26 protein-coding genes are annotated in these 25,482 nt (G+C 62.2%); 16 read left to right on the plus strand and 10 right to left on the minus strand.

Annotated features, from left to right (window positions below; genetic code table 11):
* The 15 genes from JGU72_RS10930 (at position 1) to JGU72_RS11000 (ending at position 14,918) form a co-directional block, all read left to right on the plus strand.
* Entirely contained in the window at positions 1 to 1,098 is a 1,098-nt protein-coding gene (locus JGU72_RS10930) for an MlaD family protein (protein WP_199683937.1), read from the plus strand.
* Entirely contained in the window at positions 1,095 to 2,108 is a 1,014-nt protein-coding gene (locus JGU72_RS10935) for an MlaD family protein (protein WP_199683938.1), read from the plus strand. Before JGU72_RS10930 ends, JGU72_RS10935 begins: the two co-directional genes overlap by 4 nt.
* Complete coding sequence (locus JGU72_RS10940) at positions 2,093 to 3,118, plus strand: MlaD family protein (RefSeq protein ID WP_199683939.1); 1,026 nt, start codon at positions 2,093 to 2,095, stop codon at positions 3,116 to 3,118. Before JGU72_RS10935 ends, JGU72_RS10940 begins: the two co-directional genes overlap by 16 nt.
* Before the next feature lies 1 nt (position 3,119).
* Entirely contained in the window at positions 3,120 to 4,106 is a 987-nt protein-coding gene (locus JGU72_RS10945) for an MlaD family protein (protein WP_199683940.1), read from the plus strand.
* Positions 4,107 to 4,108: 2 nt separating this feature from the next.
* Positions 4,109 to 5,107 (plus strand): MlaD family protein, encoded by a 999-nt coding sequence (locus tag JGU72_RS10950; RefSeq protein ID WP_199683941.1) that lies wholly within the window; start codon positions 4,109 to 4,111, stop codon positions 5,105 to 5,107.
* On the plus strand, positions 5,104 to 6,063 hold the full coding sequence (locus tag JGU72_RS10955) for an MlaD family protein (protein ID WP_199683942.1): 960 nt from the start codon (positions 5,104 to 5,106) through the stop codon (positions 6,061 to 6,063). Before JGU72_RS10950 ends, JGU72_RS10955 begins: the two co-directional genes overlap by 4 nt.
* A 52-nt stretch (positions 6,064 to 6,115) precedes the next feature.
* Positions 6,116 to 6,745 carry a hypothetical protein gene (locus JGU72_RS10960; RefSeq protein ID WP_233531861.1) on the plus strand — a complete coding sequence of 210 codons (630 nt, stop codon included), beginning with the start codon at positions 6,116 to 6,118 and terminating at the stop codon, positions 6,743 to 6,745.
* A gap of 17 nt (positions 6,746 to 6,762) precedes the next feature.
* Positions 6,763 to 7,767 (plus strand): spirocyclase AveC family protein, encoded by a 1,005-nt coding sequence (locus JGU72_RS10965; RefSeq protein WP_199683943.1) that lies wholly within the window; start codon positions 6,763 to 6,765, stop codon positions 7,765 to 7,767.
* Between the two features lie 181 nt (positions 7,768 to 7,948).
* Entirely contained in the window at positions 7,949 to 8,353 is a 405-nt protein-coding gene (locus JGU72_RS10970) for an SCP2 sterol-binding domain-containing protein (RefSeq protein ID WP_199683944.1), read from the plus strand.
* Positions 8,354 to 8,400: 47 nt separating this feature from the next.
* Positions 8,401 to 9,942, plus strand: coding sequence for an acyl-CoA synthetase (locus tag JGU72_RS10975; protein ID WP_199683945.1), 1,542 nt, complete (start codon positions 8,401 to 8,403; stop codon positions 9,940 to 9,942).
* Between the two features lie 77 nt (positions 9,943 to 10,019).
* Positions 10,020 to 11,279 (plus strand): cytochrome P450, encoded by a 1,260-nt coding sequence (locus JGU72_RS10980; RefSeq protein ID WP_199683946.1) that lies wholly within the window; start codon positions 10,020 to 10,022, stop codon positions 11,277 to 11,279.
* A 25-nt stretch (positions 11,280 to 11,304) separates the two neighbouring features.
* Positions 11,305 to 12,705, plus strand: a complete 1,401-nt coding sequence (locus JGU72_RS10985; RefSeq protein ID WP_199683947.1) for an aldehyde dehydrogenase family protein — start codon at positions 11,305 to 11,307, stop codon at positions 12,703 to 12,705.
* A 91-nt stretch (positions 12,706 to 12,796) separates the two neighbouring features.
* Positions 12,797 to 12,988, plus strand: a complete 192-nt coding sequence (locus tag JGU72_RS10990) for a ferredoxin (protein ID WP_199683948.1) — start codon at positions 12,797 to 12,799, stop codon at positions 12,986 to 12,988.
* Complete coding sequence (locus tag JGU72_RS10995; protein ID WP_199683949.1) at positions 12,985 to 14,244, plus strand: NAD(P)/FAD-dependent oxidoreductase; 1,260 nt, start codon at positions 12,985 to 12,987, stop codon at positions 14,242 to 14,244. Before JGU72_RS10990 ends, JGU72_RS10995 begins: the two co-directional genes overlap by 4 nt.
* Positions 14,245 to 14,297: 53 nt before the next feature.
* Positions 14,298 to 14,918: a TetR/AcrR family transcriptional regulator gene (locus JGU72_RS11000; protein ID WP_199683950.1), complete on the plus strand. Its 621-nt coding sequence runs from the start codon at positions 14,298 to 14,300 to the stop codon at positions 14,916 to 14,918.
* Between the two features lie 26 nt (positions 14,919 to 14,944).
* Here JGU72_RS11000 and JGU72_RS11005 read toward each other — a convergent pair whose 3' ends face one another.
* The 10 genes from JGU72_RS11005 to JGU72_RS11050 all read right to left on the minus strand — a co-directional run bounded on the left by JGU72_RS11005 (position 14,945) and on the right by JGU72_RS11050 (position 24,521).
* The gene (locus JGU72_RS11005; RefSeq protein ID WP_199683951.1) at positions 14,945 to 16,147 is read right to left on the minus strand and encodes a cytochrome P450; all 1,203 of its coding nucleotides are present in this window, start codon (positions 16,145 to 16,147) and stop codon (positions 14,945 to 14,947) included.
* 48 nt (positions 16,148 to 16,195) lie between these two features.
* On the minus strand, positions 16,196 to 17,596 hold the full coding sequence (locus JGU72_RS11010) for an NAD(P)/FAD-dependent oxidoreductase (RefSeq protein WP_199683952.1): 1,401 nt from the start codon (positions 17,594 to 17,596) through the stop codon (positions 16,196 to 16,198).
* Entirely contained in the window at positions 17,593 to 17,829 is a 237-nt protein-coding gene (locus JGU72_RS11015) for a ferredoxin (RefSeq protein ID WP_199683953.1), read from the minus strand. Before JGU72_RS11015 ends, JGU72_RS11010 begins: the two co-directional genes overlap by 4 nt.
* 226 nt (positions 17,830 to 18,055) lie before the next feature.
* Positions 18,056 to 18,316, minus strand: a complete 261-nt coding sequence (locus JGU72_RS11020) for a cytochrome C oxidase subunit IV family protein (protein ID WP_199683954.1) — start codon at positions 18,314 to 18,316, stop codon at positions 18,056 to 18,058.
* 1 nt (position 18,317) lies between these two features.
* Positions 18,318 to 18,908 (minus strand): cytochrome c oxidase subunit 3, encoded by a 591-nt coding sequence (locus JGU72_RS11025; protein WP_199683955.1) that lies wholly within the window; start codon positions 18,906 to 18,908, stop codon positions 18,318 to 18,320.
* On the minus strand, positions 18,905 to 19,717 hold the full coding sequence (locus tag JGU72_RS11030) for a hypothetical protein (protein ID WP_199683956.1): 813 nt from the start codon (positions 19,715 to 19,717) through the stop codon (positions 18,905 to 18,907). The genes JGU72_RS11025 and JGU72_RS11030 overlap by 4 nt, the downstream gene beginning before the upstream one ends.
* A gap of 39 nt (positions 19,718 to 19,756) precedes the next feature.
* On the minus strand, positions 19,757 to 21,379 hold the full coding sequence (locus JGU72_RS11035) for a phytoene desaturase family protein (RefSeq protein WP_199683957.1): 1,623 nt from the start codon (positions 21,377 to 21,379) through the stop codon (positions 19,757 to 19,759).
* Between the two features lie 43 nt (positions 21,380 to 21,422).
* On the minus strand, positions 21,423 to 22,484 hold the full coding sequence (locus JGU72_RS11040; RefSeq protein WP_199683958.1) for a tyrosine protein kinase: 1,062 nt from the start codon (positions 22,482 to 22,484) through the stop codon (positions 21,423 to 21,425).
* 40 nt (positions 22,485 to 22,524) lie between these two features.
* The gene (locus JGU72_RS11045; RefSeq protein ID WP_199683959.1) at positions 22,525 to 23,640 is read right to left on the minus strand and encodes a phosphotransferase family protein; all 1,116 of its coding nucleotides are present in this window, start codon (positions 23,638 to 23,640) and stop codon (positions 22,525 to 22,527) included.
* Between the two features lie 26 nt (positions 23,641 to 23,666).
* The gene (locus JGU72_RS11050) at positions 23,667 to 24,521 is read right to left on the minus strand and encodes a hypothetical protein (protein ID WP_307828440.1); all 855 of its coding nucleotides are present in this window, start codon (positions 24,519 to 24,521) and stop codon (positions 23,667 to 23,669) included.
* Positions 24,522 to 24,811: 290 nt separating this feature from the next.
* Here JGU72_RS11050 and JGU72_RS11055 point away from each other — a divergent pair, with 290 nt between their 5' ends.
* Complete coding sequence (locus JGU72_RS11055; RefSeq protein WP_199683960.1) at positions 24,812 to 25,441, plus strand: TetR/AcrR family transcriptional regulator; 630 nt, start codon at positions 24,812 to 24,814, stop codon at positions 25,439 to 25,441.
* Positions 25,442 to 25,482 lie beyond the last annotated feature (41 nt).

Raw genomic sequence — 25,482 nt, forward strand, 5'->3', positions numbered from 1 at the left:
ATGAGCACATCGAGAAATCAAGACTTCATTCGTGGCACCGACGGCCAACAGCAACGCATAGTGCGCAAGGCGGCGCTCGGCGTTCTCGTGGTCGCTGCCGTCGCCGCGGTAGGGGTCTTCGGGATCTATCCGCACTTCGCGACCGACGACGACCTGCACATCAGTCTGGACGTCCCCAATGTTGGGCCGGGCGTCGCCGCCGGCACGAAGGTGATTCTGCTCGGCAACGAGGTCGGTGAGGTGTCGGACCTCGAGAAATCCGCTGACGGGACGGTGCGCATGAGCTTGGCGTTGCGCCCGGATGAGATCGACGGGTTGACCGATTCCTTCGACGTGGACTTCCGTCCACAGAACTACTTCGGTGTCACCGCGGTCAACATCGTCGGCAAGCCGGGGGGCGACCAGCTCGCCTCCGGAGCTGAGCTGAGCCGAACGCCGACAGGCGATTTCACGATGTCGACGATGCTCGAGAAGACCTCGCTGACGGTCGACGGCACGTTGACCGACGACATGATCGACACGATGAACAAGGTCATTCGGTACACCGATGGACTGACGCCGTTGATCGAGACGGGCATCGTCGTTGCCGATCGGGTGGCGCAGACGCAGCAGGCCCTGCCGAGCGAACTGCTCGGCTACATGAACGACATGGTCCTGGAAATGCCCGGGTTCACCCACGAGGCGATGGCGATGGTCTTCAACCTGTTCACCACGAAGTTCAACCTGCCGCAGCCTGACGGAACCTACGTCGTCGACGACTACAGAATGGCTCAGGCAGACGGCGGGCTGTACCTGGCGGCGAACAACCTGTTCGGTTCAGCAGGCAAACTGCTCAAGAGCCATGACAGCGAACTTCTTCCGGTCACCGGAATCGTGCAGGCGTTGTCGGACGCAATGCCCGGCTTGCTCGCCGGAGGTGCGGTACCGGCCAAGGTGTCGACCCTGGTCGATCGCTACGACGGCATCTTCAGCGGTAGCACCACCAAGACGCTCAATCTGCGGCTCGTTCTCGACGACGTTCCGGGACGCCCGGCGATTCCAGGGCTGCCCGGGCTTCCGGGCCTTCCGCAACTACCTTCTCTGGAGGCGCCGCGATGAAACGCAGAGTCGAATTGTTCGCAACCATCGCCAAACTCGCTGTCGCTGTCGTTGTATCGGTGTTCCTCTTCTCGATCATCCTCAACGCGATCAGAAACCCACTCGAAGGTGCCGACGCGAATTACGTCGCCGACTTCACCGATGTGTCGGGTTTGCACGTGAACGGCGACGTGCGCTCGAAAGGTGTTCAGATCGGCAAGGTGACCTCGATCGACCTCGTGCGGCGCGACGGGCAGACCATTGCCGAGGTCGGCTTCACGTTGGCCGGACCGTACGAGTTGACCGACAAAACGGTGCTCGCGGTGAAGTATCAAAACCTGACCGGCATCCGCTATGTCGAACTGGAGGATCCGGAAACGCCGGGGGAGCCGATCACCCATCTGCCGGCCGACAAAACCAAGCCATCGTTCGACATCACCGAACTGTTCAACGGTTTGCAGCCCGTGTTGACGACGATGACGACCGACGAGATCAACACGTTCACGCAGAACGCGATCACGGTGTTGCAGGGCGACGGCGGCGGACTTGCGCCGATGCTCGACAGCGTTCAGAAACTGGCAGACCTTGCAAAAGATCGGGAGCAGGTCATTTCGGTTCTGGTCGGAAACCTTTCGCGCATCTCTGACTCGATGGGTGGGAAGTCGGACCAACTCCTGGACCTGATGCATTCGATGAGCATCCCGATCGGGAAGGCGATGACGGTGCTCAACGAGTTCGGCAAGACAGCGAGTTTCGGCCCCGAGTTCACGCGACCCGTGCAGAAGATCGTCGAACGACTCGGCATTGCGGACGAGAACGACATAGACAAGTTGCTGTCCGACACCTTCACCTCGGTGCCGGCGGCAGCCGAAGCCCTGCGGCTACTGCCCGGCGCATTCGCGGGTCTGCAGCTTCCGCAATTGCAAGCACAGCCCGGCGCGATGGCCTGCAGCAACGGTGTCGCTCAACTCCCCACTGCAGTCCACGTTCTCCTCAACGGTAGTGAGGTCCAGATATGCAACGCCAATTGAAACGACGCGCACCCAAGGGCGGGGGCCCGGTGGCCATCCTGAAGCGGGTCAGGGAAAACGATGTGCTGCTTGGCACGTCGGCGGTCGTCCTCGCGGTCGTCATCCTGGCTGCGGCAGCCCTGTATTACCTGCATCCGCCGGGGCGCAAGACCCTATCGTTCGAGACGACCGACGCTGCGTCGCTCGCCGTGGGCCAGGACGTCCGGGTCGCGGGAATCTCGATCGGCAAGATTACGAAAATTTCGATCCAGCCCACCACCGTGCGTGCCGAAGCCGAGATCGAGGGCGATACTTTCATCGGCTCCGACTCGACTGTGGATGTTCGGATGTTGACTCCGGTCGGCGGTTACGCGGTCACGGTCATCCCGAATGGTGATCAACCACTCGGCGACCAGGTGATTGCCGTGGATCACGTGAGTGTGCCGTATTCGATCTCCGAGGTGCTGCAGGCGGCTCCGCACGTGACCGACGAGGTCGAGGGCGGCACGATCAACGCCAACATCGAGCAGGTGGCCGATGCGCTCGAGCACAATTCCGGCTCGGTTGCGTCGTTCGTCAACGGCATGAACAGCATTGCGACCGTGATGGATCAGCAACGTGAGCAGGTGCGCACGATCATGAACCTTGCATCGGAGTACACGCAGACGTTCAACGGCAGCCGCGACTTCGTCTTCGAGCTGATTCGGCAGATCGAGATCGTGTTGTCGACCTACAACGGCGTATCGGCGGGCTTCAACGAGTCCTACCGCTTGCTCGGCGATGTCGTGGAGCGGATCCAATCGCTCGAGCGGTTCTATCTCAATCACAAGGACGAGGTGCTCGCCGCCGTCAACGGCGTTCGCGGGGCAATCACCGAGTATCAAACGACACTGGCTCCGGCGATCGATCAGATGCAGGGGCTTCGGGCTCAGCTAGAAGCGTGGCTCGGCCCCGACGGGCTCCAGACCATCGCCGGCGGAACCGTAATGGCCTCCAACGTATGCATTCCCATTCCAGGGCGGACGTGCTGAGATGACAACGAATAGAAAAGTCGTGATATCTGTGGCGGCCGTGACGGCCGTTGCTGTATTCGGTGCGGCCGGCTACACCTTCGCCGGCAGGCCTGCGGCGGACGCACAGTCCTTCTGCGCTGACATGCCCGACGCGATCGGCCTCTACGAGGGCAACGCGGTGACCCAGATGGGTTACAAGGTCGGCACCATCGACGGTATCGACCCCGATGGCGATCGCGTCAAGGTGTCGTTCACACTCGAGGGCGACCGCGCGTACCCGAGTGACGTGAAAGCCATTACGCGCTCGAAGTCGCTTCTCGCAGATCGCAGTCTGGAGCTGGTCGGCAACTACGAGGCGGGTCCGATGCTCGTCTCCGGTGAGTGCATCCCGATGGATCGCACCTTCACGCCGAAGAGCATCTCCGAAATTGCCGGCTCGGCAGCGGATTTCATCGACGCGATGGCGCCTTCGGACGGTTCCCTCGGCTTCGAGCGCGCGGTGACCGGCATGGACGAGGCGCTGCGCGGCACCGGTGAGCTGGCGAACGCCATGATGACGCACGCCGCGAACGCAGCGACAAGCCCGGACCAGGTGATCGCAGATATCGGCACGACGATCCAGAACATGGCGCCGCTCACCGATGAAGCGCTGCAACGGTGGTCGACCCTGCGTTCGATTCTCGATCAGCTCCCAGCCGTGGCTGCCGCGGGTGTCGACCTGTGGCCGGGACCGACGAAAGTCGCGATCGGAGTCGGGTGGCTGGTTGCGACGCTGTACGACATCCAGCGCAACTACGGCGATCTGATCTGGCCGCTGATGGACGGGGGAGTCGCCGACGTCATCCATCTTGCCGCGTCCAAGTCGAAGGACATTGCGGCCCTGCTGGATTCGATTCCATCGGTGGCCGGACTCATGCGGCAACAGGCAGCGAGTGCGGACGGTTTGGCAATGACCTATCAACCGCCGAACGTCCTGGTCGACGTGCTCGGCGCGGAAGGGAACTAGCCATGATCACCACGAGACTCAAATACGCCATTGCGGCAATGGCATTCGGCTGCGCGATCTTGTCGACGTCGTGCTCGATCGGACCCAACGACCTGCCGCTGTCGGGCGGATCCGGCACCGGGTACGAAGTCACTCTGCAGTTCGCGAGTGTTTTGAACCTGCCCACCGGTGCCTACGTAATGATGGACGGCCTTCGCGTTGGGGAGGTGAAGTCGGTGGAGGTGACCGGCGATGCGGTTGCGGTGTCGGTGAACCTGAAGCCCGGTACCGAGGTGCCTGCCGACGCTCACGCCGTCATCCGCCAGGATACGTTGCTCGGCGACACCTACATCGCGCTCGATCGCAGCCGAAGTGCCTCTGACGCAACCGATCTAGCCCCGGGCGGCAGCATTCCGGTCGACCACACGATCTCGCCCCCGCAGCTCGAGGACACCATCGCGGTACTCGCCAACTTCGTGAACGGCGGAACCATTCAGAAGATCGAGGACGTCATCGGCCGGCTCAACGGCGTCGTACCGGCGCAGCAGGATCTGCAGAAGCTGGCTTCGGTGGTCGCGGGAGATATGCACGATCTTGCCGACAACACGAGCGAAATCGATCGCATGCTGGTCGGCTTCGACTCCACCGCGGTCGCGGTCAACGAAGAGGGCGGTGTGATCAACACTGTCTTCGACGACTCTGCCATGTACTACTGGCACGAGGCCGCGGTACACATCGTCTCGTACGTCAGCTTGGTGCTCCCGTCGATCGGAAGCATCTTCGAAGGCGGCATGTGGATGGTGCCGATGCTCGATTCCCTCGCGGACACGGTCAGTTCCGGCCGGGAGACCTGGGACGGCGCCGTACCTGCGACGGAGAAACTGGCCACTTTCCTGCGAACCACGGTTGTGCCGTTCGCACAGAACCCGTCGGTGAACATTCGCTCGGTCGAATCGGCGAACGGCGATGAGCTGGTCGGTGACATGACAAACGTTCTGCGCATGCTGGGAGCAGTGAGATGACTATCAAGACAACGCTTTCCGTCTTGGGCATGGCGAGCATCGCCGCCGCGTCGTTCGTGTACATGGATCGGCTGGGTTTGGAGACAGGTGCGTTCGAGGACGTCCGGGTCGCCAACATGGTCGTTCCCGACACCAACGGACTCGTCGTCGGATCGCGTGTGCTCTACCGCGGCGTCGCCGTAGGCGAGGTAACCGAAGTCTCGTCATCGGTCGATCGCATCAACGTCGCCTGGAAGTACGACAGCAGCTACGACATTCCGGTCGACAGCCGCTTCCGCGTGGACAACCTCTCAGCGCTCGGCGAGACCTATCTGGCCGTCTTGCCGGAAACCGCCGCCGGACCCTATCTCGGTGACAACGCGATAATCGAGGACGAGCGGGTAACCGTACCGACGACATTCAAGGAGCTGTCGGAGAAGCTGACCCGGATGCTGGAACAGGTGGACCTGAACCAGATCCAGAACATCTTCGACGAAATGGATCTCGCGCTCCCCGAAGACGCCCGAGTACTCGGAAACCTGAACAGTGCCGGCGAGCTCCTCGCCAGCACGATAACCGAACAGTCCGATGCGCTGACGAAACTTCTCGCCACGGTGCAGCCGATACTTCTGGATTCGTCAACTGTGCCTGCGGATCTGCGAGACGCAGCGCCCTACCTCGCAGACTTCGGCGGTGGACTCACCAACGTGATCGACGGCATGCATTTCGCGGTCGACTTCGGACCGCTCAAAGACGGAATCGAGTTCGGCGCAGGGCCGTTCATCGACAACCTGCAGGTGTTTCTCGACATCACTGCGGCGGATCTGAACATTCTCGGTGTCGATCTGCTTCCCGGCGTTCGCTCTGCGAGTGCACAGCTGCAGACGATCGACATGGCCCGACTGCTCGACAATGCGATCGCCGCAACCGAATCCGGCGACGCGCTCACCGTCCACGTCACGACGCCAGGGAGGTAGCGATCGACAGCAAGAGTCCGAACGCACAGCCACCCGAACGAAAGGACCTGAAATGAACAACACCACAGCAGTATTGGACAAAGCAGTGAACGACCACGCCGATAGCGAATCGACAAGCACCGCCACCGAGGCTAAGGGCCGCGGCAGTCGCGTCGCCAATTCGGCCGTAAGTCTCAAGTCCCTCTTGATCGGAGGACTGATCGCGGTCTTGATCGCTGGAGTATGTGCACTCGGCTTCATGTTGCACGCGAAATCGAACGATCTGGACAATCTGAACGCCGCCTCGGCTGATCGCGCTCACGCCGAGCAGATTGCGCTCGACTATGCGACCGGTGCCGCCGAGATGGACTTCAAGGATCTCGGCCCCTGGCGCACTCGGCTGACCGCCGGCACCAGTCCGGAGTTGGCCAACCGCCTGACACAAGCGGCCACATCGATGGAGCAGATCATCTCGCCGCTGCAATGGGTCGCGCAATCGACGCCGATCGTCGCGAAGGTCCGGTCCGAGGACAACGGGATCTATACCGTCGATTGCTTCGTGAGCGTGCAGACCACCAACAGCCAAGCGCCCGAAGGTATTCAGTCGACCGCGACGTACCAGTTGACCATCGACCGCAGCAACGATTGGCTCATCACAGAGATCGGTGGCATCGACTCAGCGCTGCCCGGCGCACCGAGGTAGCGGCGGGTGGATGCCTGATGGCACAGACTGCCGACCGTGCACGCATCGTCCCGCTCGGCACCGAAAATCGGTCCGGGATCGTTCCCGACCGCACCGGCGTAGTCGCGATCTGGGCGATCGCCGGCGCGCTCGCCGTGACCCTCGCGGTCCAAACCTGGGCGCGCTGGATACTTTCCGATACCGAGTTCAGTGCTGCGCCGATCTTGGGTCCCGACAGCTTCCCGACGTGGCGGCTCGTGATCCTGCGGGTCACCGAGGTGTTGAGTGTCGTCGAAATGTCGGCCCTGATCTGGTTCGTGTATCTCGTCCCGAAGATCCGCACGGGCCGCTTCGGCCTCGACGCGAAGATAACGACAGGTCTGCTCATCGGCAGCGTCACCGACGGCATCCTGAATATGCACGAGTATCTGTTCGCCTGGAACGCGCACTCGATCAACTTGGGGTCGTGGGCGGCTTTCCTGCCACTCGCGTCACCCGACCATCAGAGTCGATATGCGGAAGCTTTGATCTGGGGCATTCCGCAATACACCTATTACTGCATCACCGTCGCGATGGTCGCGTGTGCCGTCATCAAGCGTCGTCGCCTGGTCGATCCAGGGCTCAGCAATGCGAAGGCGTACACCGGAGTCTTCGTGGCGGCGTTGGTGTTCGACTTCGTGCTGGAGAACTTCTTCATTCGGGTCGATCATGCATATGCGTTCGCGAAAACCCCCTCGGTGCTGACGATCTTCGACGGATCGCAGTATCAATTCCCGCTCTATGAGTCCCTGTTCGTTGCGTTCCTGGGAGTGGCGTTCACTGCGCTGCGGCTCAGTGCAATCGATGATCCGGACGGACTGTCGTTCGTCGAACGCGGGTGCCACCGTCTTCCCGTCGCCCTCCAAGGCCCGGCTCGGTGGTTTGCCGTGATCGGCTTCTGCGTGACAATGCTTTTCGTCCTGTACCACCTGCCACTCAACTGGTTGGGCCTCAACGGCGACTCTTTCGCGGATCTTCCGTCCTACATGCTCCCGGGCGATTGAAGTCGAACGAACCCTTGCGCATAAGTGAGCTTATGCTAAAGTTGTAGACCTAGCTGTGATACGCAGCACGTGAGCCTGGTTGTCGGACACACCCGAAACGCCGAGCCGTAGTCTTTCGGAAAAATCTAATCAAACATATATTTGAATCAGGCTCGTCGAGCCGAGGAACTCAGGAGGAGACATGACGTTTCAAGACGCAGCCGAGGTCACCAAGTACATCGGTGGAATCTTCGAGAGCGCCTTTGCCGACCCCGAAATCGGTCCGAAGCTCGAGGCGACGGGACTTGTGCTGCAGTTCTCGTTCCGTGAGCCGGACTGCATCCTGACGATCGACATGGGCGGTAAGGCTGTATCCGCCGGAGCAGTCGACGGGCTTCCGCCGTCGGCGACGATGGCGATGACGGCGGATATCGGCAATGCCTACTGGCAGGGCAAGGTGAATCTGCCGTTGGCCATGGCGAAGAGCAAGATCAAGGTCGAAGGAAACGTTGCCAGTCTCCTGAAGCTGGCCCCGATGGGTAAGAAGCTCTATCCGGTATACATCGGCAACCTCGAGAGCGACGGTCGCCAGGACCTGCTGGTCTGACCAGGGCAATTTCAGACCATTCGACTTCCTTCCGCGAGAGGCTATCCATGTTCCCAGGTGTTCACGCTCAGACCACGCCGGACAAGCCGGCGGTGATTGCTGCCGAGTCCGGCCGCCAGATCACCTACCGTCAGCTCGACGACCGGTCGGCGGGACTTGCCCGCGTCCTACACGACCTCGGGCTCCGCCGGGGAGATGTTTTCGCTCTCCTCTCCGACAACGCCCTCGAATGCTTCGAGATCTATTGGGCGGCTCTGCGTTCGGGGCTCTATGTCACCGCGATCAATCGGCACCTGTCGCCGTCGGAGACGGCGTACATCGTCGAAGACAGTGACGCGAAGGTCTTGATCGCGTCGAGCGGAGTCGCCGATCTGGCTGCCGCAATCGTTGAGCTGACACCGGCGATCGCACATCGCCTCGCGTTCGGCGGTGCAGTCGAGGGCTACGACTCCTACGAGGACGCCCTGGCGAAGGCGGGTCCGCGCCTGCCGGAACAGCCACGCGGGTCGGACATGTTGTACTCCTCGGGCACAACTGGCCGGCCGAAGGGCATCAAGCCGCCGCTGTTGCCGATCGACGTTGATGAGCCGGGTGATCCGTTGACGGGTCTGGTCGGGAAAATCTTCGGCGTCACCGCCGCTGATGTGTATCTCTCGCCGGCTCCGATCTATCACGCGGCACCGTTGCGGTGGTGTGGTGCGGTGCACGCGTTCGGTGGCACGGTCGTGATGATGGAGAAGTTCGATGCCGAGCGCGCGCTCGCGGCGATCGAGAAATTCAAAGTGACTGTTACGCAGATGGTCCCGACGATGTTCGTGCGGATCCTGCAGTTGGCCGACGACGTTCGTACCCGATATGACGTATCGAGCTTGCGGCTGGTCGTCCACGCGGCGGCGCCGTGCCCTCCAGAGGTCAAGCAATCGATGATCGACTGGCTGGGTCCGATTCTGACCGAGTACTACGCGTCGACCGAGGGGAACGGAATTGCGTTGATCTCGAGTCCGGAATGGTTGCGCAAGCGCGGATCGGTCGGGCGCAGCGCGCTCGGTCCTGTGCACATCTGCGACGACGACGGGCACGAACTGCCGACCGGTGAAGTCGGCACCGTGTACTTCGAACGCGAGACCCTGCCTTTCGAGTATCACAAGGACCCGGACAAGACGGCTGCCGCGCAGCATCCTGCGCATCCGAACTGGACCGCCGTCGGCGACCTCGGCTATGTCGACGAGGACGGCTATGTGTTCCTGACCGACCGCAAAGCCTTCATGATCATCTCCGGCGGGGTCAACATCTACCCGCAGGAAGTCGAAGACGTGCTGACAGTGCATCCCGCTGTGTACGACGTCGCAGTGATCGGCGTGCCGGACCCTGAGATGGGCGAACAAGTCAAAGCCGTCGTTCAGTTGCGCGCCGGAATTCCCGAAAGCCCCGAGCTTGCAGCCGAACTCATCGACTACGTCCGGACGCGCGTCGCGCACTACAAGGCGCCGAAGTCCGTCGATTTCACGACCGAGCTGCCCCGGACACCGACCGGCAAGCTCGTCAAACGTCGCCTCACCGAGATCTACGCTGCGCCTGTGCGCGGTTAGCGAGTCCAAAGACTCGCCAACCGCGCACGGGCTGCCCGCTCGAACCTCACTCAACCTCTTCAGCCCGGGAGCTTTCCATGACTTCGACACTCGATTCTTCGACCCGACCCTATGACTCGCTGAGCGTGTCGGCCCTGTCGTTCTGGGAGCAGAACGCCGACCAACGCGATGAGACGTTCAAGCAGCTGCGGGCTTCGCGCCCGGTGAGTTGGCATCCGCCGGTCGAGGGGGCGTTGATGCCGCCGGAGAACGACGGAATCTGGGCGGTGACCTCGCATCAGCACGTTGTCGAGGTGAGCAAGCGGCCGGATCTGTTCTGCTCGGGTGAGGGTATTCAACTCGAAGAGGTGCCACAGGACATTCTCGAGGCGGCGTCGTCGTTCCTGGGCATGGATGCACCGCGCCATGGACTGCTCCGCAAGCTGGTCAGCTCGGCGTTCACCCCAAAACAGGTCGCAAAGATTCACGAGCAGATCAGGAACCAGTCGCGGGTTATCGTCGACGACCTGCTCGCCGCAGGTGATTGCGACTTCGTCGAGCAAGTGTCCAAGCGGCTACCGATGTGGACGATCTACGAGATGGTGGGCCTGTCGCCCGAGCTCCGTGAACAAGCCGCGCATCACGCCGACGGCATGGTGTCGTGGGCAGACGAAGAGGTTGCCGCTGGTCGCGAGGCAGGCGAGGTTCTCAACGATTCGCTGGTCGGTTTGCTCATGCTCGGAATGGAACTGGCCGAAGAACGCCGGCAGAACCCGCAGGCGGACCTGATGACGAACCTCGTTCAGGCGGAGGTCGACGGGGAGCGATTGACCGATGAGGAGATCGGTTCGTTCTTCGTTCTGTTGTCGGTGGCCGGAAACGACACCACCCGCAACACGATCAGTCTCGCGGCGAAAGCGTTGTCCGATCATCCTGAGCAAAAGGCTCTCTTGCTCGAGGATTTCGAGGGCAACATCGGCCCGGCCATCGAAGAGTTCGTTCGGTGGGTGACGCCGGTGATGACGTTCCGGCGTGTCGCGACGCAGGACACCGAGTTGGGCGGTCAGCAGATCCGTAAGGGGGAGTGGGTGGTGATGTTCTACTCCTCGGCAAACCGGGACGAGCAGGTATTCATCGATCCGGAGAAGTTCGATATCACCCGGAAACCGAACCCGCACGTAGCCTTTGGCGGCGGTGGACCGCACTACTGCATGGGTAACTTCCTCGCCAAAATCCAGCTCCGCGAGATCTTCCACGAATTGCTGTTCCGAGTCCCGGATCTGAAGATCGGCGAGCCGTCCTACCTGGTCGGCAACTTCGTCCGCGCGGTCAAATCCATGCCCTGCACCATCGGCTGACGGCGATACTTACCAATAGGAAGTCATGACGAGAACGAACAAGGCCCCCGTCGCTGCACTGGGGCAGGATATGTCGGAAACTGTTGCAAGGCTGCGTCGTACGCATGCAACGGGCCGAACCCGCGACGTCGATTGGCGGATCGCGCAGCTGCGCGGAATCGAGCGACTGGTCGACGAACGCGAAGCCGAGATTGCCGACGCGTTGGCCGCCGATCTCGGCCGCAGTCCGCAGGAAGCCTGGCTCGGTGATATCGCTTCTACCAAGGGCGAAGCGGTGTTTGCGCGCAAGAACCTTCGCAAATGGATGCGTAAGCAGAGCCAGCGGCTGCCGCTCAATCAGTATCCGGGCTCGGGGTGGGTGCAGTTCGAACCGCTTGGCACGGTGCTGATCATCGGGCCATGGAACTATCCGGTGTACCTGAGCCTGGGTCCGTTGGTGGCCGCGGTCGCGGCCGGCAACTGTGCGGTCGTCAAACCGTCGGAGCTGGCGCCCGCAACGTCTGCGCTGCTCGCACGACTGATCCCGGAGTATCTCGACAGCGAAGCCGTTGCCGTCGTCGAGGGTGACGGCTCGGTTACCCAGCAACTGCTGGCGCAAGGTTTCGATCACGCACTGTTCACGGGCGGGACCGAGATCGGGAAGAAGATCATGGCGGGTGCGGCTGAGCAATTGACTCCGGTCACGCTCGAGCTGGGTGGCAAGAGCCCCGTCATCGTGACCGCGGATGCCGATCTCGATGTGACCGCGCGCCGAATTGCGTGGGTGAAGCTGATGAACTCGGGTCAGACGTGCATTGCACCGGACTACCTGATCGCCGAACGTTCGATCCGGGATGCGTTGGTGGACAAAATCGCCGCGTGCATCGACAAGTTTCGTTCGGATCAGGTCGGAGGTTTGCGGATCGTCAACGAGCGCCAGTTCGATCGCCTCGCAGGCTATCTGAAAGAGACCTCCGGAAGGATCGCGACCGGCGGCGCTACGGATCGTTCGCGGCTGACGATCGCCCCGACGGTTGTCGTCGATCCTGATCCTGCTGAATCCCTTATGCAAGAAGAGGTTTTCGGGCCGATTCTTCCGGTACTGGCGTTCGACACTCTCGACGAGGTGATCGGGTTCGTCAATGGCCGGCCGAAACCGTTGGCGACCTACATCTTCACGCGATCGCGTGCAGCTCGAACGCGCCTGATCGACGAAATCCCCTCCGGGGGAGCGGTGGTCAACCATGTTGCGATGCATTGCCTGGTTCCGCAGCTGCCGTTCGGTGGGGTCGGGGCGAGTGGAATGGGCGCCTATCACGGCAGATGGGGGTTCGAGGCGTTGAGTCATCGCAAGGCGGTGCTGGCGAAGACGTTCAAGCCCGACTTGGCGCTGGTCTATCCACCGTACTCCGGGCTCGCGCTGAAGATCATGCGAAAAGTCTTCTGATCAAGCCTCATACCGAAGACGCAGCTCTTGACGACTTTGCAATTCGAATCTATATTAAATTAAACCTCGAACACCGAAAGGGATGAAGACCATGAAGATCATCGTGGACCGCGCCAAGTGCACCGGCCTGGGTATTTGCGAGGCGCTCGCGCCCGACGTCTTCGAGGTCGACGACAGTGGCGACCTGATCCTGCTTTCCGACCAGGTGCCCGATGGGGGACTGGACGAAGTGGAAGCCGCAATCTCGGGCTGCCCGACCGAAGCGCTGCGGATCGAACGATGACGGTCGAACACCTCGTCGTCGTCGGCGCATCCTTGGCGGGGCTGCGTGCTGTGGAAGCGGCGCGAAAGGCCGGCCACGCCGGCCGAATCACCCTCATCGGGGCAGAGCCGCACTTGCCCTACGACCGGCCACCGCTGTCCAAGGCATTCCTCGACGTGCTCCCTGCCGGCGAGTTGCCGGATCGCAACGTCTTTCGTGAAGAGCAAGTGTTCAGCAACGAACTCGATGTCGACCTGGTGCTCGGCGCTCCCGCGACGGCGCTCGATACCGAGAGGAAGCTCGTGTTCGTCGGCGAGCGTGCCATCGGCTATGACGCGCTGGTCATCGCTACCGGTGCAGATGCGCGTCGCTTGCCGGCAACGGACCACTTGGCGGGCGTGCACACACTACGGACGCTGGATGACGCCGTCGCTGTGCGAACGGCTCTCGATGAGAAGGCTCGAGTCGTCGTGATCGGTGCAGGCTTCATCGGGTCGGAAGTGGCGGCCAGTGCCCGCAAACGGGGTCTCGATCCCGTCATACTCGAAGCGTTGCCGACACCGCTCGTCCGCGCAGTAGGGCAGCAGATGGGCGCGGCACTCGCGTCGCTGCATGCGCGAAACGGCACCGAACTGCGTTGTGGGGTCGGCGTCGCGTCGATCGACGGGACTACCAGGGTGGAGCGAGTAGTGCTCGAGGACGGCACGGAGATTCCGGCCGATCTTGTCGTGGTCGGGGTAGGCGCCGCGCCGGCGGTCGGCTGGCTGGCGGGTTCGGGGCTCACACTCGACAACGGTGTGGTCTGCGACGAGACGCTCTTCACCGGAGTGGACGGGGTCTACGCGGCAGGTGATATCGCGCGCTGGATCAATCCGTTGTTCGATCGGCATATGCGACTGGAACATTGGACGAGCGCTGCAGAGCAGGGCGCTGCCGCAGCACGCAATGCCCTTGATCCGGCCAACGCGAAGCCGTATTCCACGGTTCCCTACTTCTGGTCGGACTGGTACGACTCGCGAATTCAGTTCGTGGGGTCACCGATCGGCGACGAGGTACTCGTCGTGGACGGCGACCTGGCCGAAGACGGCCGAGTTGTCGCGCTGTACCGACAGGGTGATCGCTTGGTCGGCGTGCTGACCGTGAACGGTCAGACGGAAATCATGAAGTACCGCGGTCTCATTGCGAAGTCCGCGTCTTGGTCCGACGCACTCGAGTTCGTCGAAAAGCGAAAGGCGATTCGCGCCGAAAAGACTGCAAAGGCCGCTCAGCCTGTGTAACTCGCGCGCCGCGTCGGTCGGTCTCCGCCCGATGCGGCGCTTACTATCTAGCAGTGGCTAGAAAATTGCCGAGCAGGACGACATCCGACGATACGAAGTCGGCGCGCACACGCGAACGGATCTTGGACTCGACGGCGGCAGTTCTCAGCCGTAAGGGTTATTCGGAGACCCGGCTGACCGATGTCGCCGAGGAAGCCGAATTGCAGTCGCCGGCAATCTATTACTACTTCAAATCGCGTGAAGAGCTCATCGAAGAGGTCATGTGGGCCGGTATTGCCCACATGCGCGAGCACGTCGAAGGTGTGCTCGCCGCATTGCCGCCGGAGACGTCCGCAATGGACCGAATCCTTGCCGCGGCGGAGGCACACCTGCGCTTCTCGCTCTCCGTATCCAGTTATACGACCGCGGCAATCCGCAACAGCGGTCAAATGCCCGAGCGCATCCGGGAACGCCACGAAGCGGAGCGCGCGAAGTACGGCCGAGTCTGGCGCAAGCTGTTCAAAGACGCAGCCGACGACGGCGAACTCCGCGACGGAGTAGACCTTTTGACGGTCCGAATGCTGGTGATCGGTTCGTTGAACTGGGCGGCGGAGTGGTGGACCCCGCGGACCTCGAAGATCGACAATGTTGTCGAGCAAGCCAGGCAGCTGATCAGCAACGGGATAGCGAAATAGTCGATCATCCTAGGTGAGAACAGTTTTCAGCCGCACTCCACCATGAGGTGACGTGGCCCGCGCAACACAGGATTGGGTCGATACGGCGGTGGATCCTCGACCAGACGCGGGTTCGGCAATCGCTGGATGAGTTCGGCCAAAGCCTTCTGCCCCTCCAATCTGGCCATCGGCGCACCGAAACAACTGTGAACGCCGGTGCCGAAGCTCAAATGCTGGACGTCGCGCCGGTCCGGGATATACCGGTCCGGATTGTCGAACCGTTGCGGATCGCGATCGCCCGCAGCGAGTGCCAGGATCAGCTGCGATCCCTTGCGGATGCTCACACCCGCGAGCTCGATGTCCACAATCGGCGTTCGGCTCGGCATCATCTGCACCGGCGGCTCGAAGCGCAGCATTTCCTCGATCGCCTGCGGCATCAGCTCGGGTTCGCGTCGAAGCCGCTCGAGGGCATCGGGATTGCGCAACAAGGTCAACATGCCGTTCGCAATCAGATTCACCGTGGTTTCGTGACCGGCGATGAAGAGCATGATCGCGTTGACCGCCAATTCCGCTGTGCTCAGGCGGCCCTCGGGACTGTCCTCGACTGCTAAGCCGGTGAGCATGTCGTTCTGCGGATTCTTCCGTCGTTCTGCGATGAGGTCGGTCATGTACACCTCGATCTCGGCCTGGGCGTCCGCTGCCTTCGTCTGACCAGTGGGGTCGATCGCGGCGACCAGCTGGTCTGCCCAGACGTGGAAACGTGTTTCGTCCTCCTTCGGCACTCCCAGCAGGCGGCAGATCACTGTGACTGGAAACGGGTAAGCAAAGTCGTCGACGATGTCTATTCGGCGCTTGTCCACGATGCCGTTCACGAGTTCGGTGATGATCGCACCGAGTTCAGGACGCATCGAATCGATTTTGCCCGGACAATGTGGCGGCCCGAATTGCGTTGTGACGATGCGGCGTAGGCGATCGTGCTCGGGCGGGTCCAAGCCGATGAACGGCAGCAGCTTTCCTTCTGCGGAGTAGTCGTCGACGGCAGGCGCTCGGCCCCCGGAGCTTCGGTAGCGTTTGTCAGAGCTGATCCGCGGGTCGTGCAACAACGAGACGATGTCGAAGTACCGGCCCACCATGAAGGCGCCGTTCTGTTGCTCCGCGACGCGGATTTCCCGGAGCTCGGCCCAGAGCGGATACGGATTCGGTCGACTGGCCGGATCCATGATCCGCTGCAGGAGGGTGTCTGTCGTCATGAGGCTCTCCCTGGTGCGTATTACCTCGCGCGCTCGATAGATGTCCGGTCAGTTTCGCGGCGCCACGAACGACATGCGGCGTTCGGTGGGCAGATAGCCCGTGAGGGCGACGGTGGGGCCGTGGCTGAGCATCGCCGGATCAGGTAGATCAGCGGGATGGACAGCGTCGGATTCCGGCGGGTCGATGCTGTCGAACTCGGGTGGGAACGGGGCCGCCGACTCGATCAATTCGCGGTAGAAGTCCATCCATTTCCCCTGGTTGAACGCGACCGCCGCCGTTACGCGCCCGCGGTAACCGTACGTGGCGACGAATCGGCGTTTTTCCAGGGAGCCCTGGGTGATCGTGATGTGGTCGGCGTAGGTGGGGATGCCGACGGATTTTATGTTCACGCCGAACTGACTGGACCAGAATGCCGGCACTGTGAGATGGGGCCGCCGGCGTGGGCCGGCGTTGACCATGTTGTGCGCGGCCACCTCAGCTTGAGCGACTGCGTTGCCCCAATGCTCGAGCGCAATCATCTGATACTCGTAGAGGGGATGCGGCGCCCGGGCGATGTCGCCCGCGACGAATACGTTGTCGGTGACGATGCCGTTGAGATCGAAAGCGCGGCATCCGGTGTCGCATGCAACACCCTTGGGACCAGCCGCAAGGCCGGAACCAGCCAACCACTCCGTATTACGGATCGCGCCCATCGCGACCACGGCGACATCGACGTCGAGCGTGGTGTCGTCGGAGAGATGAGCGCGAACCAGGCGGCCATTGCCGTCACCCTCGAGGCTGGTGACCGTGACTCCGGTTCGCAAATCGACGCCGTGCTCGCGCTGGAGATCGGCGGCGACCGCACCCATCATCCCTCCGAGCGCCCCGATGAGCGGAGCGGGGCCGCGTTCGGTGAGCGTCACTTCGAGCCCGAGTTCTCGGCACACCGACGCGATCTCCGAACCCGTGAAACCGCCACCGATCACGAGAATTTTGTTGGGGCGAGCAGAGATTCGGTCGTTGAGCCGCCTGGCGTCGTCGCGGGTACGCACAACGAACACGCCGTCGAGTCCGGCTTCGGCAGCGTTCGGCCAGGTCCGCGCACGCACGCCCGTCGCGATCAGAACTTGATCGAAGTCCACGGCGTCGCCGCCCTCGATCACTACCCGATTGTTCGTCAGGTCGAGGGCGCTGGCGCGGGCACCCAGTCGCCATTCCGCGTCAATGTTTCGGTCGCCCGGAAGTTCAGCATTTTCCGGCGGCATCACCCCCAGTAGCACCGCCTTCGACAACGGTGGTCGGTCGTACGGCGCGTACGGTTCGTCCCCGATCATGGTCAACGGGCCCGAAAAGCCAGCTTCACGAAGGCATTTGGCAGCAGTCAATCCCGCGAGCGAGGCCCCGACGATCGCAATTCTGCCGGCTCGGCGAGCGGCGGCAATTGTCGCGTAGACCGGCGGTTCGTTCACTGGACTTCTGGATTCGCGAAGGACGACTCGTACGGGCCGTCGTCGGTCGTGATCGCCTGGACTGGGCACGCCGCCGTTGCCTGCCAGACGCGTTCGTGATCGGTTTCGGCGGGCGCGGCGTCGTACAGCAACGCTTCCTCGCCGTGAAGTTCGAAGACATTCGGCGCAAGAAACGCGCATTGGGCGTAACCCTGACACCGATTCAGATCAACGACGAGTCTCACCGGGATCACTCGATTCTGACTGGCATACCTTCGGACGAACGACGGGCACCAATACACGCTCGGACACGGCGGGCTGGACCGCAGCCGAGCATCATCTCTCCACTTTGCACATTATCGAACTCGCGCACGAAAATCGAGGTTCGATCTGTGCTCGACCATGTGTGCCGGCACTCCGGGCGGACCAAAGCTGCTCTGTATCAACAAGAGCCGAGGGCAACGATTTCTGCGCGTGCTGTCAGGCGAAATAGAATGCGACCACCGCGATGGCCGAGGAACCGAGCAGAGCGGACATTGCGCGTCGGAGTGCCGCGGGAGCATGCCGGAGGTCCATGAAGTGGGACGCGACAAAGCCTGCTTTGACGAAAGCGAGAGTGATGACGGCGATTGCGGCGGTCTGACGTTGCAGTCCGTGGTCGGCGCCCAGCGACCACGAACAAATCGAGATCGCGACGAGCAGGGTCCACACTACGAGGACAGGTTTGCGGGTTTCGGTCATGTCAATGCACCAGGTAGATGAGAGGAAAGAGCAGCAGCCAGATCAGATCGACCATGTGCCAGAAAATCCCGGCACCTTCCAGGTAGCCGAAATCATGCTGTCCCGCAACAGCTTTCCCGGTCAGGTTGCGAACCAGCGAGAGGAAGAACAGGCCGACGAAGACGTGCCCGAGGTGCAAGCCCGTGAGCACGAAATACAGCATGAAGAAAGTGTTGGTGTGCGGCGTGAAGCCCGCGTCGACCTTCGACCACCATTCCAGCGTCTTGGCGACGACGAACACGGCGCCCAAAGCCATTGCGATCGTGATGGCTTGCCGGCTTGCTCGTGCGTTCCCGGTGCGGGCGGATGCGACGGCGCGCACCACTGCCAGCGAGCTGGTCAGGAGCACGAGGGTCTCGACCAGACCGACTCCGGGGGAGAGCATCTGCTGCGCAGCATCGAATCCCGGCGGATCCTGGCTGCGATACCAGAGGAACATGCAGAACAGGCCGACAAAGATGAAAATGTCGCCGAAGATGATCACCCACATTCCGGGCTCGCCCGGGGTGTGATCTGTGCGCGTGTAGCGCGCGATCGATTCGTCGACAGTCACTGAAACACTTCTCCATTCAGAACGAGGGCCCGGTCCGCGCGCGCCTCGTCGGCGACGGCCCGCAACAGGACGACCGTCATGACGATGTACCAGCTACCGAAAACGGCTGCGGGAATCCAGAATCCGAGCAACCCGTTCCACGCGAACGGTCCGGCCTTGAAGAAGATGATGAGGCTGGCGGGCGTGAGCAGAACGACAACCCAGATGTTGTAGAAAGCGACCCAGCGCGGAAAGACAGGCGTCGGCCGTCTGTCGGCCAATATCGAAACGATCAGTGCCCCTTGCTGTCCGAGGATGGGAGGCCACGGCAAGATCAGCATCACGTAGGAGACGTCGTTGAGCATCTGGGTCAGTTCGGCCGATCGCTCCGGTCTGAACGCGCCGCCGACAAAGAGGAGCATCGGGATCATCAGTACGACGGTGACGATGATTCCCGACGCGAACTGCAAGATCGCCAGACTGGGCACCCGCACCGCCGACCGGCGCATCTGCATACTGATCGCGTAGAAGTACGGGATGGTGCACGCGACGCCGATCATCCCGAGGACCAGTCCGACCCGATGCAGATCGGCGTTGGTGGAGTAGATCGCCGCGACCTGATCGGCGGTGTTCGACGGGGGGATCATGGGGATGAAACCCCCCATGACACCCCAGCCGCCGAACAGCAACACCACGAATGCCGGTCCGCACCAGGCGCAGAAGACTTGGATTCGACGAGACAACTCGATGTCGGCGAGAAGGTCGTCCGGTTCTGGACTCGACCTATCCCGCAACCTTGTCGCGGCGGGTAGGTCCGATGCTTCGATCACAGTTCGTACCAATCTCTTTCGTGCGAATCCGATGCCGACTCAGCGCTGCTTCTTGCCTTCGATACGCATGGCCGTTTCCGCCGCGAGTTTGCCGGGCAGCGAGCACACGCCGCCGACCGGATGAGTCCCGGCACCACTGAGGTACAGGCCGTCGACGGGTGTCTTGTACGCCCCGAGGCCCGCGGCCGGCTTTAGGGGTCCGAAGCGGGTGATCAGCGGGTCGACGTGGTACACGTTGCCGGCGGGGGCGTTGAACCGCTCCTCGATGTCCGGTCCGCCGAGGACCGCACGGTCGATCTCCAGATCGTCGATTCCCACGTAGTAGTTCGCGCAGTCGCGCAGCACGGAATCGCCGATCTTGTCGCGTACGTCCTCCCAGGGTTCCCGCGGCGTCACGGGGATGACGCCGGACCACAGGTAGAAGGTGCTCTGTCCGGGCGGTGCCTGTGTCGGGTCGACCGCGGACGGAATCATCGCGCAACTGACCGGTACCGGATCGGGCCACTCCCCGCGGACGAGGGCATCCCAGCCGGCGCTCTGTTCGTCGAGGGTGTGCCACGCGGTGAGGTACTTGCGCAGATCGAGGCCGTCACCGCGCCAGTTCTCGTGCCGTTTCATCGACACCTCGCCCTTCAAGGCGACGTTGATCTTGAGCGACGTGGCGTGCGTCTTGCGGATGGGGATATCTTTGGCACGAGCGGTGAGCTTGCGGTCGAGTGCCCCGTCGGGAAGCAATTCGTTCAAAGTGATGACGGGGTTGCAGGTGCTGATGACGCCCTTGCGCGCACGGACGATCCGATCCGAATCGAGCTTCACCGCAGTGGCCCGGCCGTGCGAGAGAACGATCTCTGCCACACGGGAATCGGTGTGCACGGTGCCACCGTGCGCATACAGAAAGCGCGCCAGCGCGGCGGGAATTTCGCCGGTCCCGCCGACCGGCATCGCATTGGGAACTTTCTGGACGATGCCGAGATAAATCATCGCCCATGCGGTCATGTCGAGCTTCATCTGCGAGAACGCCGCCATCGCCGCGAGCGCCCCCTTGGGTAGTTCCGACTCGAACGTTTCCTCCAGAAACTCCGTGTGAGACGCAGTGGCGAGATTTCGCAACGAATACAAGCGCTTCGGGTGCCGGACCGCCCGGCCGATTGCCTTGGCTACGTCTTTCGTCCATGGCCGCAGCGGGTGCGCTTTCATGTACGCGATGGCCAAATCCATCGCGGGATCCAAGGCGTTCGACAGGTCCAGCCACGCTTGGGCGTCCTTCTTCGAAAAGCGGCGCAGCTCGTCGGCTGTCTTTCGGGGGTCCTTCCAGATTCCGAGCGAACTTCCGTCGGGTGCGAGCTGGATGTGGGCGGGGTCCACGGAGATCATCCGCAACCCGTACTTGTGCAGCTCGAGATCCTGCACGATTCCGGAGGTTCCGAAGATCCCGGTCGCTTGGATCGCGCCCTCGTTGAAGAGATGCCCGGGTGCGCTCGGCAGGATCGCGTTGGTGCACGTCATCCCGCCGATCGTCGGCGAGGCGTCGAGAACCGTGACCTGATGACCGGCGCGAGACAGGTAGCAACCCGCAGTCAGTCCGTTGTGTCCGGCGCCGATGATCACGTAGTCCGTTTCGCTCGGCAGCGGGGTCGGGAGTGGGGTGTTGTCAGCGTTCATAGGAATGTCTGTTCCTTAAATGACGTTAGATTAAATACTGCGGTCAACGGATCGAAGCCGAGGCGCGTCGGCGCCCTGCCATCGCGTGTTGGTAGCGGTCGTACCAGAGTTCCTGGTAGGTGGAGTGCGCGACTCGTCCGGACGCGTCTTCCCAACGGAAGACGGTGTCGCGGAATGACGCATTCGGCCATGCCGGAATGTTCGCTGCGGCGATCGCTTCGCCGGTGAATCGATACATGGTGCCGTCGGCTGCTTCGGCCTCGACCGTCTGGCGCGTCACCACATCGAGAATCGGGTGATATTCCTGGGCCTCGCGGCGGACGCGGACGATCTCCTTCGTTTCTCCGTTGTCGACCACCCAGGCAAAGTGATGTGTCGGTGCACCTTTGGCGAACTCGAACAGTCCTTGCCATGCCGGGGCGCTGTCGGGGTGTTCGAAGCTGATCTGGTTGAAGATCAGGTCCTCGCCGAAGTACATGGGAGTCCAGCCGACCGGAGGCATCGGGCGCGGTCCACCTCGGCGCTCTTCCCGAACCTGTCCCCAAGAGCGGTCCCGCGGGTAGTAGCTGTCGACGGCGTGCTGCTCGCCCTTGATCGTCAGACTCCCGGTGACGTGCATGAACTGCTCGGTGCCGCCGGTGGCGGCAATCTTGCCGGCGCTGTGGTGCTGCTCCTCGCCGGGGACGATGTGGCCGCGAGCCAGCAACGGCGTCACGGCCTCGTGGATTGTGTCGAATGCCGCTTCGCCGTCGCCGCTGTCGTAGCTGACGCGGATCCGCGTACCAGGCTCCAAGAACTCGACTCGCAGGCCGTTTGCAGTGGTGTAGGTGTTGTCCGTGACCTCGGGCCACGGCATGGTCATTTGGTAGTCCTGGTGCAGGTTGTCGGTCGTGTGCACGTTGTCCAGGCCTTGGAAAATGACCGGACCGCCCTGGATCAGGGAGAACGCGGGCATCCAGCGGACGTACACGAACGCGCCGATGTTTGCCTCCGGCACCGAGAATCCAAAATAGTGGGTATGGATTGTGTGCGGGTCCCACTCGACTCCGGCTGGTTGCCGGGCGATCCACAGATCGCTTTCGGGTGGCTGTGTGGTTAGTCCCATGCTGTACTCCTGAGTAAATGGTGTTGCTGGCAAGGTGAATTCAGCTGCGGTTGCCGATGAAGGTCTGGGCGTCACCGCTCGGCGCGTCCTGGCCGATGAGTTTCGCGAGCAACTGGCTCGCGGGGTTGTTGAGCCTCATGGGCGCGTCGGGAGGCAGGAAGCCGAGCTCGATCATCAGGTTCCCCGCGCGGTGCATGATGGCTGCCAACCGGACCGCGGCGAATACCTCGTAGTAGTCGAGGTCGACGACCACGTGTCCCGAAACGCGCTCGTAGGATGCGACGATCTCGGCTCGGCTCGGAATGCCCTCGGGGACAGGCACTCCGATGCCTTCGGTGTGGTGGCGGAGGATGAAGATCCACCACGCCAGGTCCATTTCGCGCGTGCCGAGGTCCACCATCTCCCAATCGAGGGTTGCTGCGACGGTGAGGTCATCGGCGATGATCTGGTTGCCCAGTCGGGCATCGCCCCAGTTGAGCACCGTCGGTCCTTCGGTCTTGGGCCGGTTGGCTTCGAGCCAGCGGAAGCCGGCCTCGATCGTCGGATTGGCTTCTCCGGCGCGCGCCCAGTCGAAATATGCTCGCCAGGTGTGGATTTGCTGATCGATACGACTTGTGGCTGCATCGGGTTCGAGGAACTCGAGCCCTATGGTGCGCCAGTCGGCGGCGTGGATCGCGGCCATGCCGGTGAGTGAGTTCTCGATCAGTCGGCGGCGATCGGCGGCGGACAGATCAGCGACCCAACCGGCGGCTGTGAACGGCGGATCGTCGGCGGCGATTCGTCCGTCGACGCGCGAGAGGACGAGGAACGGTCCGCCGAAGATCGACGTGTCACTCTCGGACCACCACGCCTGGGGCATCGGCACGGCGGTTCGCCGAAACAGGGCGTCGATCACCGCGAACTCTTTTTCGAGCTGATAGCTCGGGAAGATTCCCGGGGTCGACGGCGCTACCCGTGCGACGAAGTTGTGTGTGAACCGGTCGCCTCCGGTCGTCCACGCGGCGTCGAACAAGAGCGTTTCCGCCGACATTCCCGCCGCTTCGGGGGTGGTGACGTCGGTGACTGCGATATCAGATGCATCCGGAAGCTTTGTCGCCAGCCAACTCTCGAGGGCGCGCGCAGCTGCTATGGGATCGGTGGTGTTCTTCAGCGCCATGGCTGACTCTCCTTGCTTGTGATGGGTTAGGGCGTCGCGTGGACGGGTTCGGGGACCCGATTCGGTGCGGCGGGCACGATGATCGGCGGGGGAGGAACGTTGCCCTCGGGAACACCGAAGATGGCGGCCTTGACGATTCCGAGCTTGGACGTGACGGCTACCTCGGCGTCGGGCCGAGCCACCACGAACGAGAGAATCCAGACGCACGTCAGGGCAAGCCCGAGACTCACCAGCCACGCCAGATGGGTAACCACCAGCGGCGCATCGAGATTCAGTGCCGTCCACACCGGCCATGCCGTCGCACCGTTGGCGAGGCCGTCGGCCATCGGGATGAGAAGGACGACCAGTCCGATGCGCCATCCGGGTAGGAACGGTTTGAGCCGGTAGATCAGCGCGCCGGCTACGAGCGGCATGACCGGGTTGACGCACACCCACCACAGAGGCAGGCCCCAGAAGTTGAGTGGTTGCGGGCCGTAGTACTCGTAGGCACCCATGAGCACGCCTGGGCTCTCCAGAACGATGTTGATGCACACGTCCATCACATAGAGCCCGAACAAACCTTTCACAGTGATGCCGTTGGTGAAGATCCGATAGGCCAGGTACGCGAGTCCACCGACGTACCAGATGTAGACAAAGTTGATGAAGAGCGGGAAGTCGCGTCCCATCGACGAAAACGTCGTCAGCAGTGCGCCTTCGCGGATGTAGACCAGGCCGAGTACGTCGACGATGGGCTCGAACAAGCAGGCAAGTCCGCCGCCCACGAGGCATACCGCCAGGAGTGGTCCCTTGCCGGTGAGCAGGTGTTTGACCGCGAAGAACACGCCGACCACCACGGGTAACCCGAGAAAGATCGTGAAGATGATCTCTGCCGCGTACGGCATTTCGGTCGTGGGATGGGCCGGAATTGCCGGTGCAGCAAGGAATTTGTCCGAGAAGGTCAATGTGACTCCTTCGGTCCGCAGGAAAGTCCGCCGGATGGCGGAGGGGAGACGGACGAGACGCCGCTGGGTCCGTCGCTGGCCTGTGACCGAGGCTACATGGTGGGTGAGCGGTATTTCAAGAGTGAAAATTGGTTCATTTTAAATTTACTGGCTCTGCGCGGCATGGTTGAATGAAAGAACGATCAGCCCTGACAAGACTTTCAGTCTGCGATGATGGTGGGGTGGTGGATATGTCCCAGAACGTTGCTCCCACGCGCGGTGAGCGGCGGCGTGAAATCACGCGCCGAAAGCTGCTCGATGCAGGCCGTGCACTCATCGGCGAGCGTGGCGTCGCAGGTCTGCGCATCCAGGAAATAACGGAACTCGCAGACGTCGCGCTCGGTTCCTTCTACAACTATTTTCCAGCCAAAGAAGATCTGGTGGAAGCAGTTGTAGCGGAGAGTCTTTCGAGTCTGGCGGCTGCGACACTACCGGCTGAATGGGACGACGCCGATCCGGCAGAAGTTGTTGCTGCGGCGAATATGCGATTCGTACAGCTCGCTGGTGAAGACCCCGAATTTGCTCGGCTCGTGGTGAACCTCGTGCATGCGGACGACCTGTTTCTCGCAGCGACGTACCCATACGCGCGGACCGCGTTGGAGCGGGGGATCGACGCGGGCAGGTTCGTCGTTGCCGATATCGAGGTCGCTCTGACGGCGATCATCGGCGCGGCTCTCGCGCTTATTCGGGAGTTGCTCGCGGGTCGGCACAAGCCGGGGGCTGAGCTCGCGTTTGCGGGTCTGGTTCTGGCGTCGCTCGGACTGAACCCCCGCGAAGCCGCGGAGGTAGCCGCCAAAGCGGCGGATCGGTTGCAGGGATAAGTCCGGTTCGCGTCGAAACATCTTGTCGAGCAGGCGGTTGC

The organism is Antrihabitans auranticaus, from assembly GCF_016481275.1.
Classification (GTDB): domain Bacteria; phylum Actinomycetota; class Actinomycetes; order Mycobacteriales; family Mycobacteriaceae; genus Antrihabitans.

Coding starts and splice junctions, on each gene's coding strand:
- JGU72_RS10930 (WP_199683937.1), top strand. CDS start 1: ATGAGCACATCGAGAAATCAAGACTTCATTCGTGGCACCGACGGCCAA.
- JGU72_RS10935 (WP_199683938.1), top strand. CDS start 1,095: ATGAAACGCAGAGTCGAATTGTTCGCAACCATCGCCAAACTCGCTGTC.
- JGU72_RS10940 (WP_199683939.1), top strand. CDS start 2,093: ATGCAACGCCAATTGAAACGACGCGCACCCAAGGGCGGGGGCCCGGTG.
- JGU72_RS10945 (WP_199683940.1), top strand. CDS start 3,120: ATGACAACGAATAGAAAAGTCGTGATATCTGTGGCGGCCGTGACGGCC.
- JGU72_RS10950 (WP_199683941.1), top strand. CDS start 4,109: ATGATCACCACGAGACTCAAATACGCCATTGCGGCAATGGCATTCGGC.
- JGU72_RS10955 (WP_199683942.1), top strand. CDS start 5,104: ATGACTATCAAGACAACGCTTTCCGTCTTGGGCATGGCGAGCATCGCC.
- JGU72_RS10960 (WP_233531861.1), top strand. CDS start 6,116: ATGAACAACACCACAGCAGTATTGGACAAAGCAGTGAACGACCACGCC.
- JGU72_RS10965 (WP_199683943.1), top strand. CDS start 6,763: ATGGCACAGACTGCCGACCGTGCACGCATCGTCCCGCTCGGCACCGAA.
- JGU72_RS10970 (WP_199683944.1), top strand. CDS start 7,949: ATGACGTTTCAAGACGCAGCCGAGGTCACCAAGTACATCGGTGGAATC.
- JGU72_RS10975 (WP_199683945.1), top strand. CDS start 8,401: ATGTTCCCAGGTGTTCACGCTCAGACCACGCCGGACAAGCCGGCGGTG.
- JGU72_RS10980 (WP_199683946.1), top strand. CDS start 10,020: ATGACTTCGACACTCGATTCTTCGACCCGACCCTATGACTCGCTGAGC.
- JGU72_RS10985 (WP_199683947.1), top strand. CDS start 11,305: ATGACGAGAACGAACAAGGCCCCCGTCGCTGCACTGGGGCAGGATATG.
- JGU72_RS10990 (WP_199683948.1), top strand. CDS start 12,797: ATGAAGATCATCGTGGACCGCGCCAAGTGCACCGGCCTGGGTATTTGC.
- JGU72_RS10995 (WP_199683949.1), top strand. CDS start 12,985: ATGACGGTCGAACACCTCGTCGTCGTCGGCGCATCCTTGGCGGGGCTG.
- JGU72_RS11005 (WP_199683951.1), bottom strand. CDS start 16,147: ATGACGACAGACACCCTCCTGCAGCGGATCATGGATCCGGCCAGTCGA.
- JGU72_RS11020 (WP_199683954.1), bottom strand. CDS start 18,316: ATGACCGAAACCCGCAAACCTGTCCTCGTAGTGTGGACCCTGCTCGTC.
- JGU72_RS11035 (WP_199683957.1), bottom strand. CDS start 21,379: ATGAACGCTGACAACACCCCACTCCCGACCCCGCTGCCGAGCGAAACG.
- JGU72_RS11040 (WP_199683958.1), bottom strand. CDS start 22,484: ATGGGACTAACCACACAGCCACCCGAAAGCGATCTGTGGATCGCCCGG.
- JGU72_RS11045 (WP_199683959.1), bottom strand. CDS start 23,640: ATGGCGCTGAAGAACACCACCGATCCCATAGCAGCTGCGCGCGCCCTC.
- JGU72_RS11050 (WP_307828440.1), bottom strand. CDS start 24,521: ATGCCGTACGCGGCAGAGATCATCTTCACGATCTTTCTCGGGTTACCC.
- JGU72_RS11055 (WP_199683960.1), top strand. CDS start 24,812: ATGTCCCAGAACGTTGCTCCCACGCGCGGTGAGCGGCGGCGTGAAATC.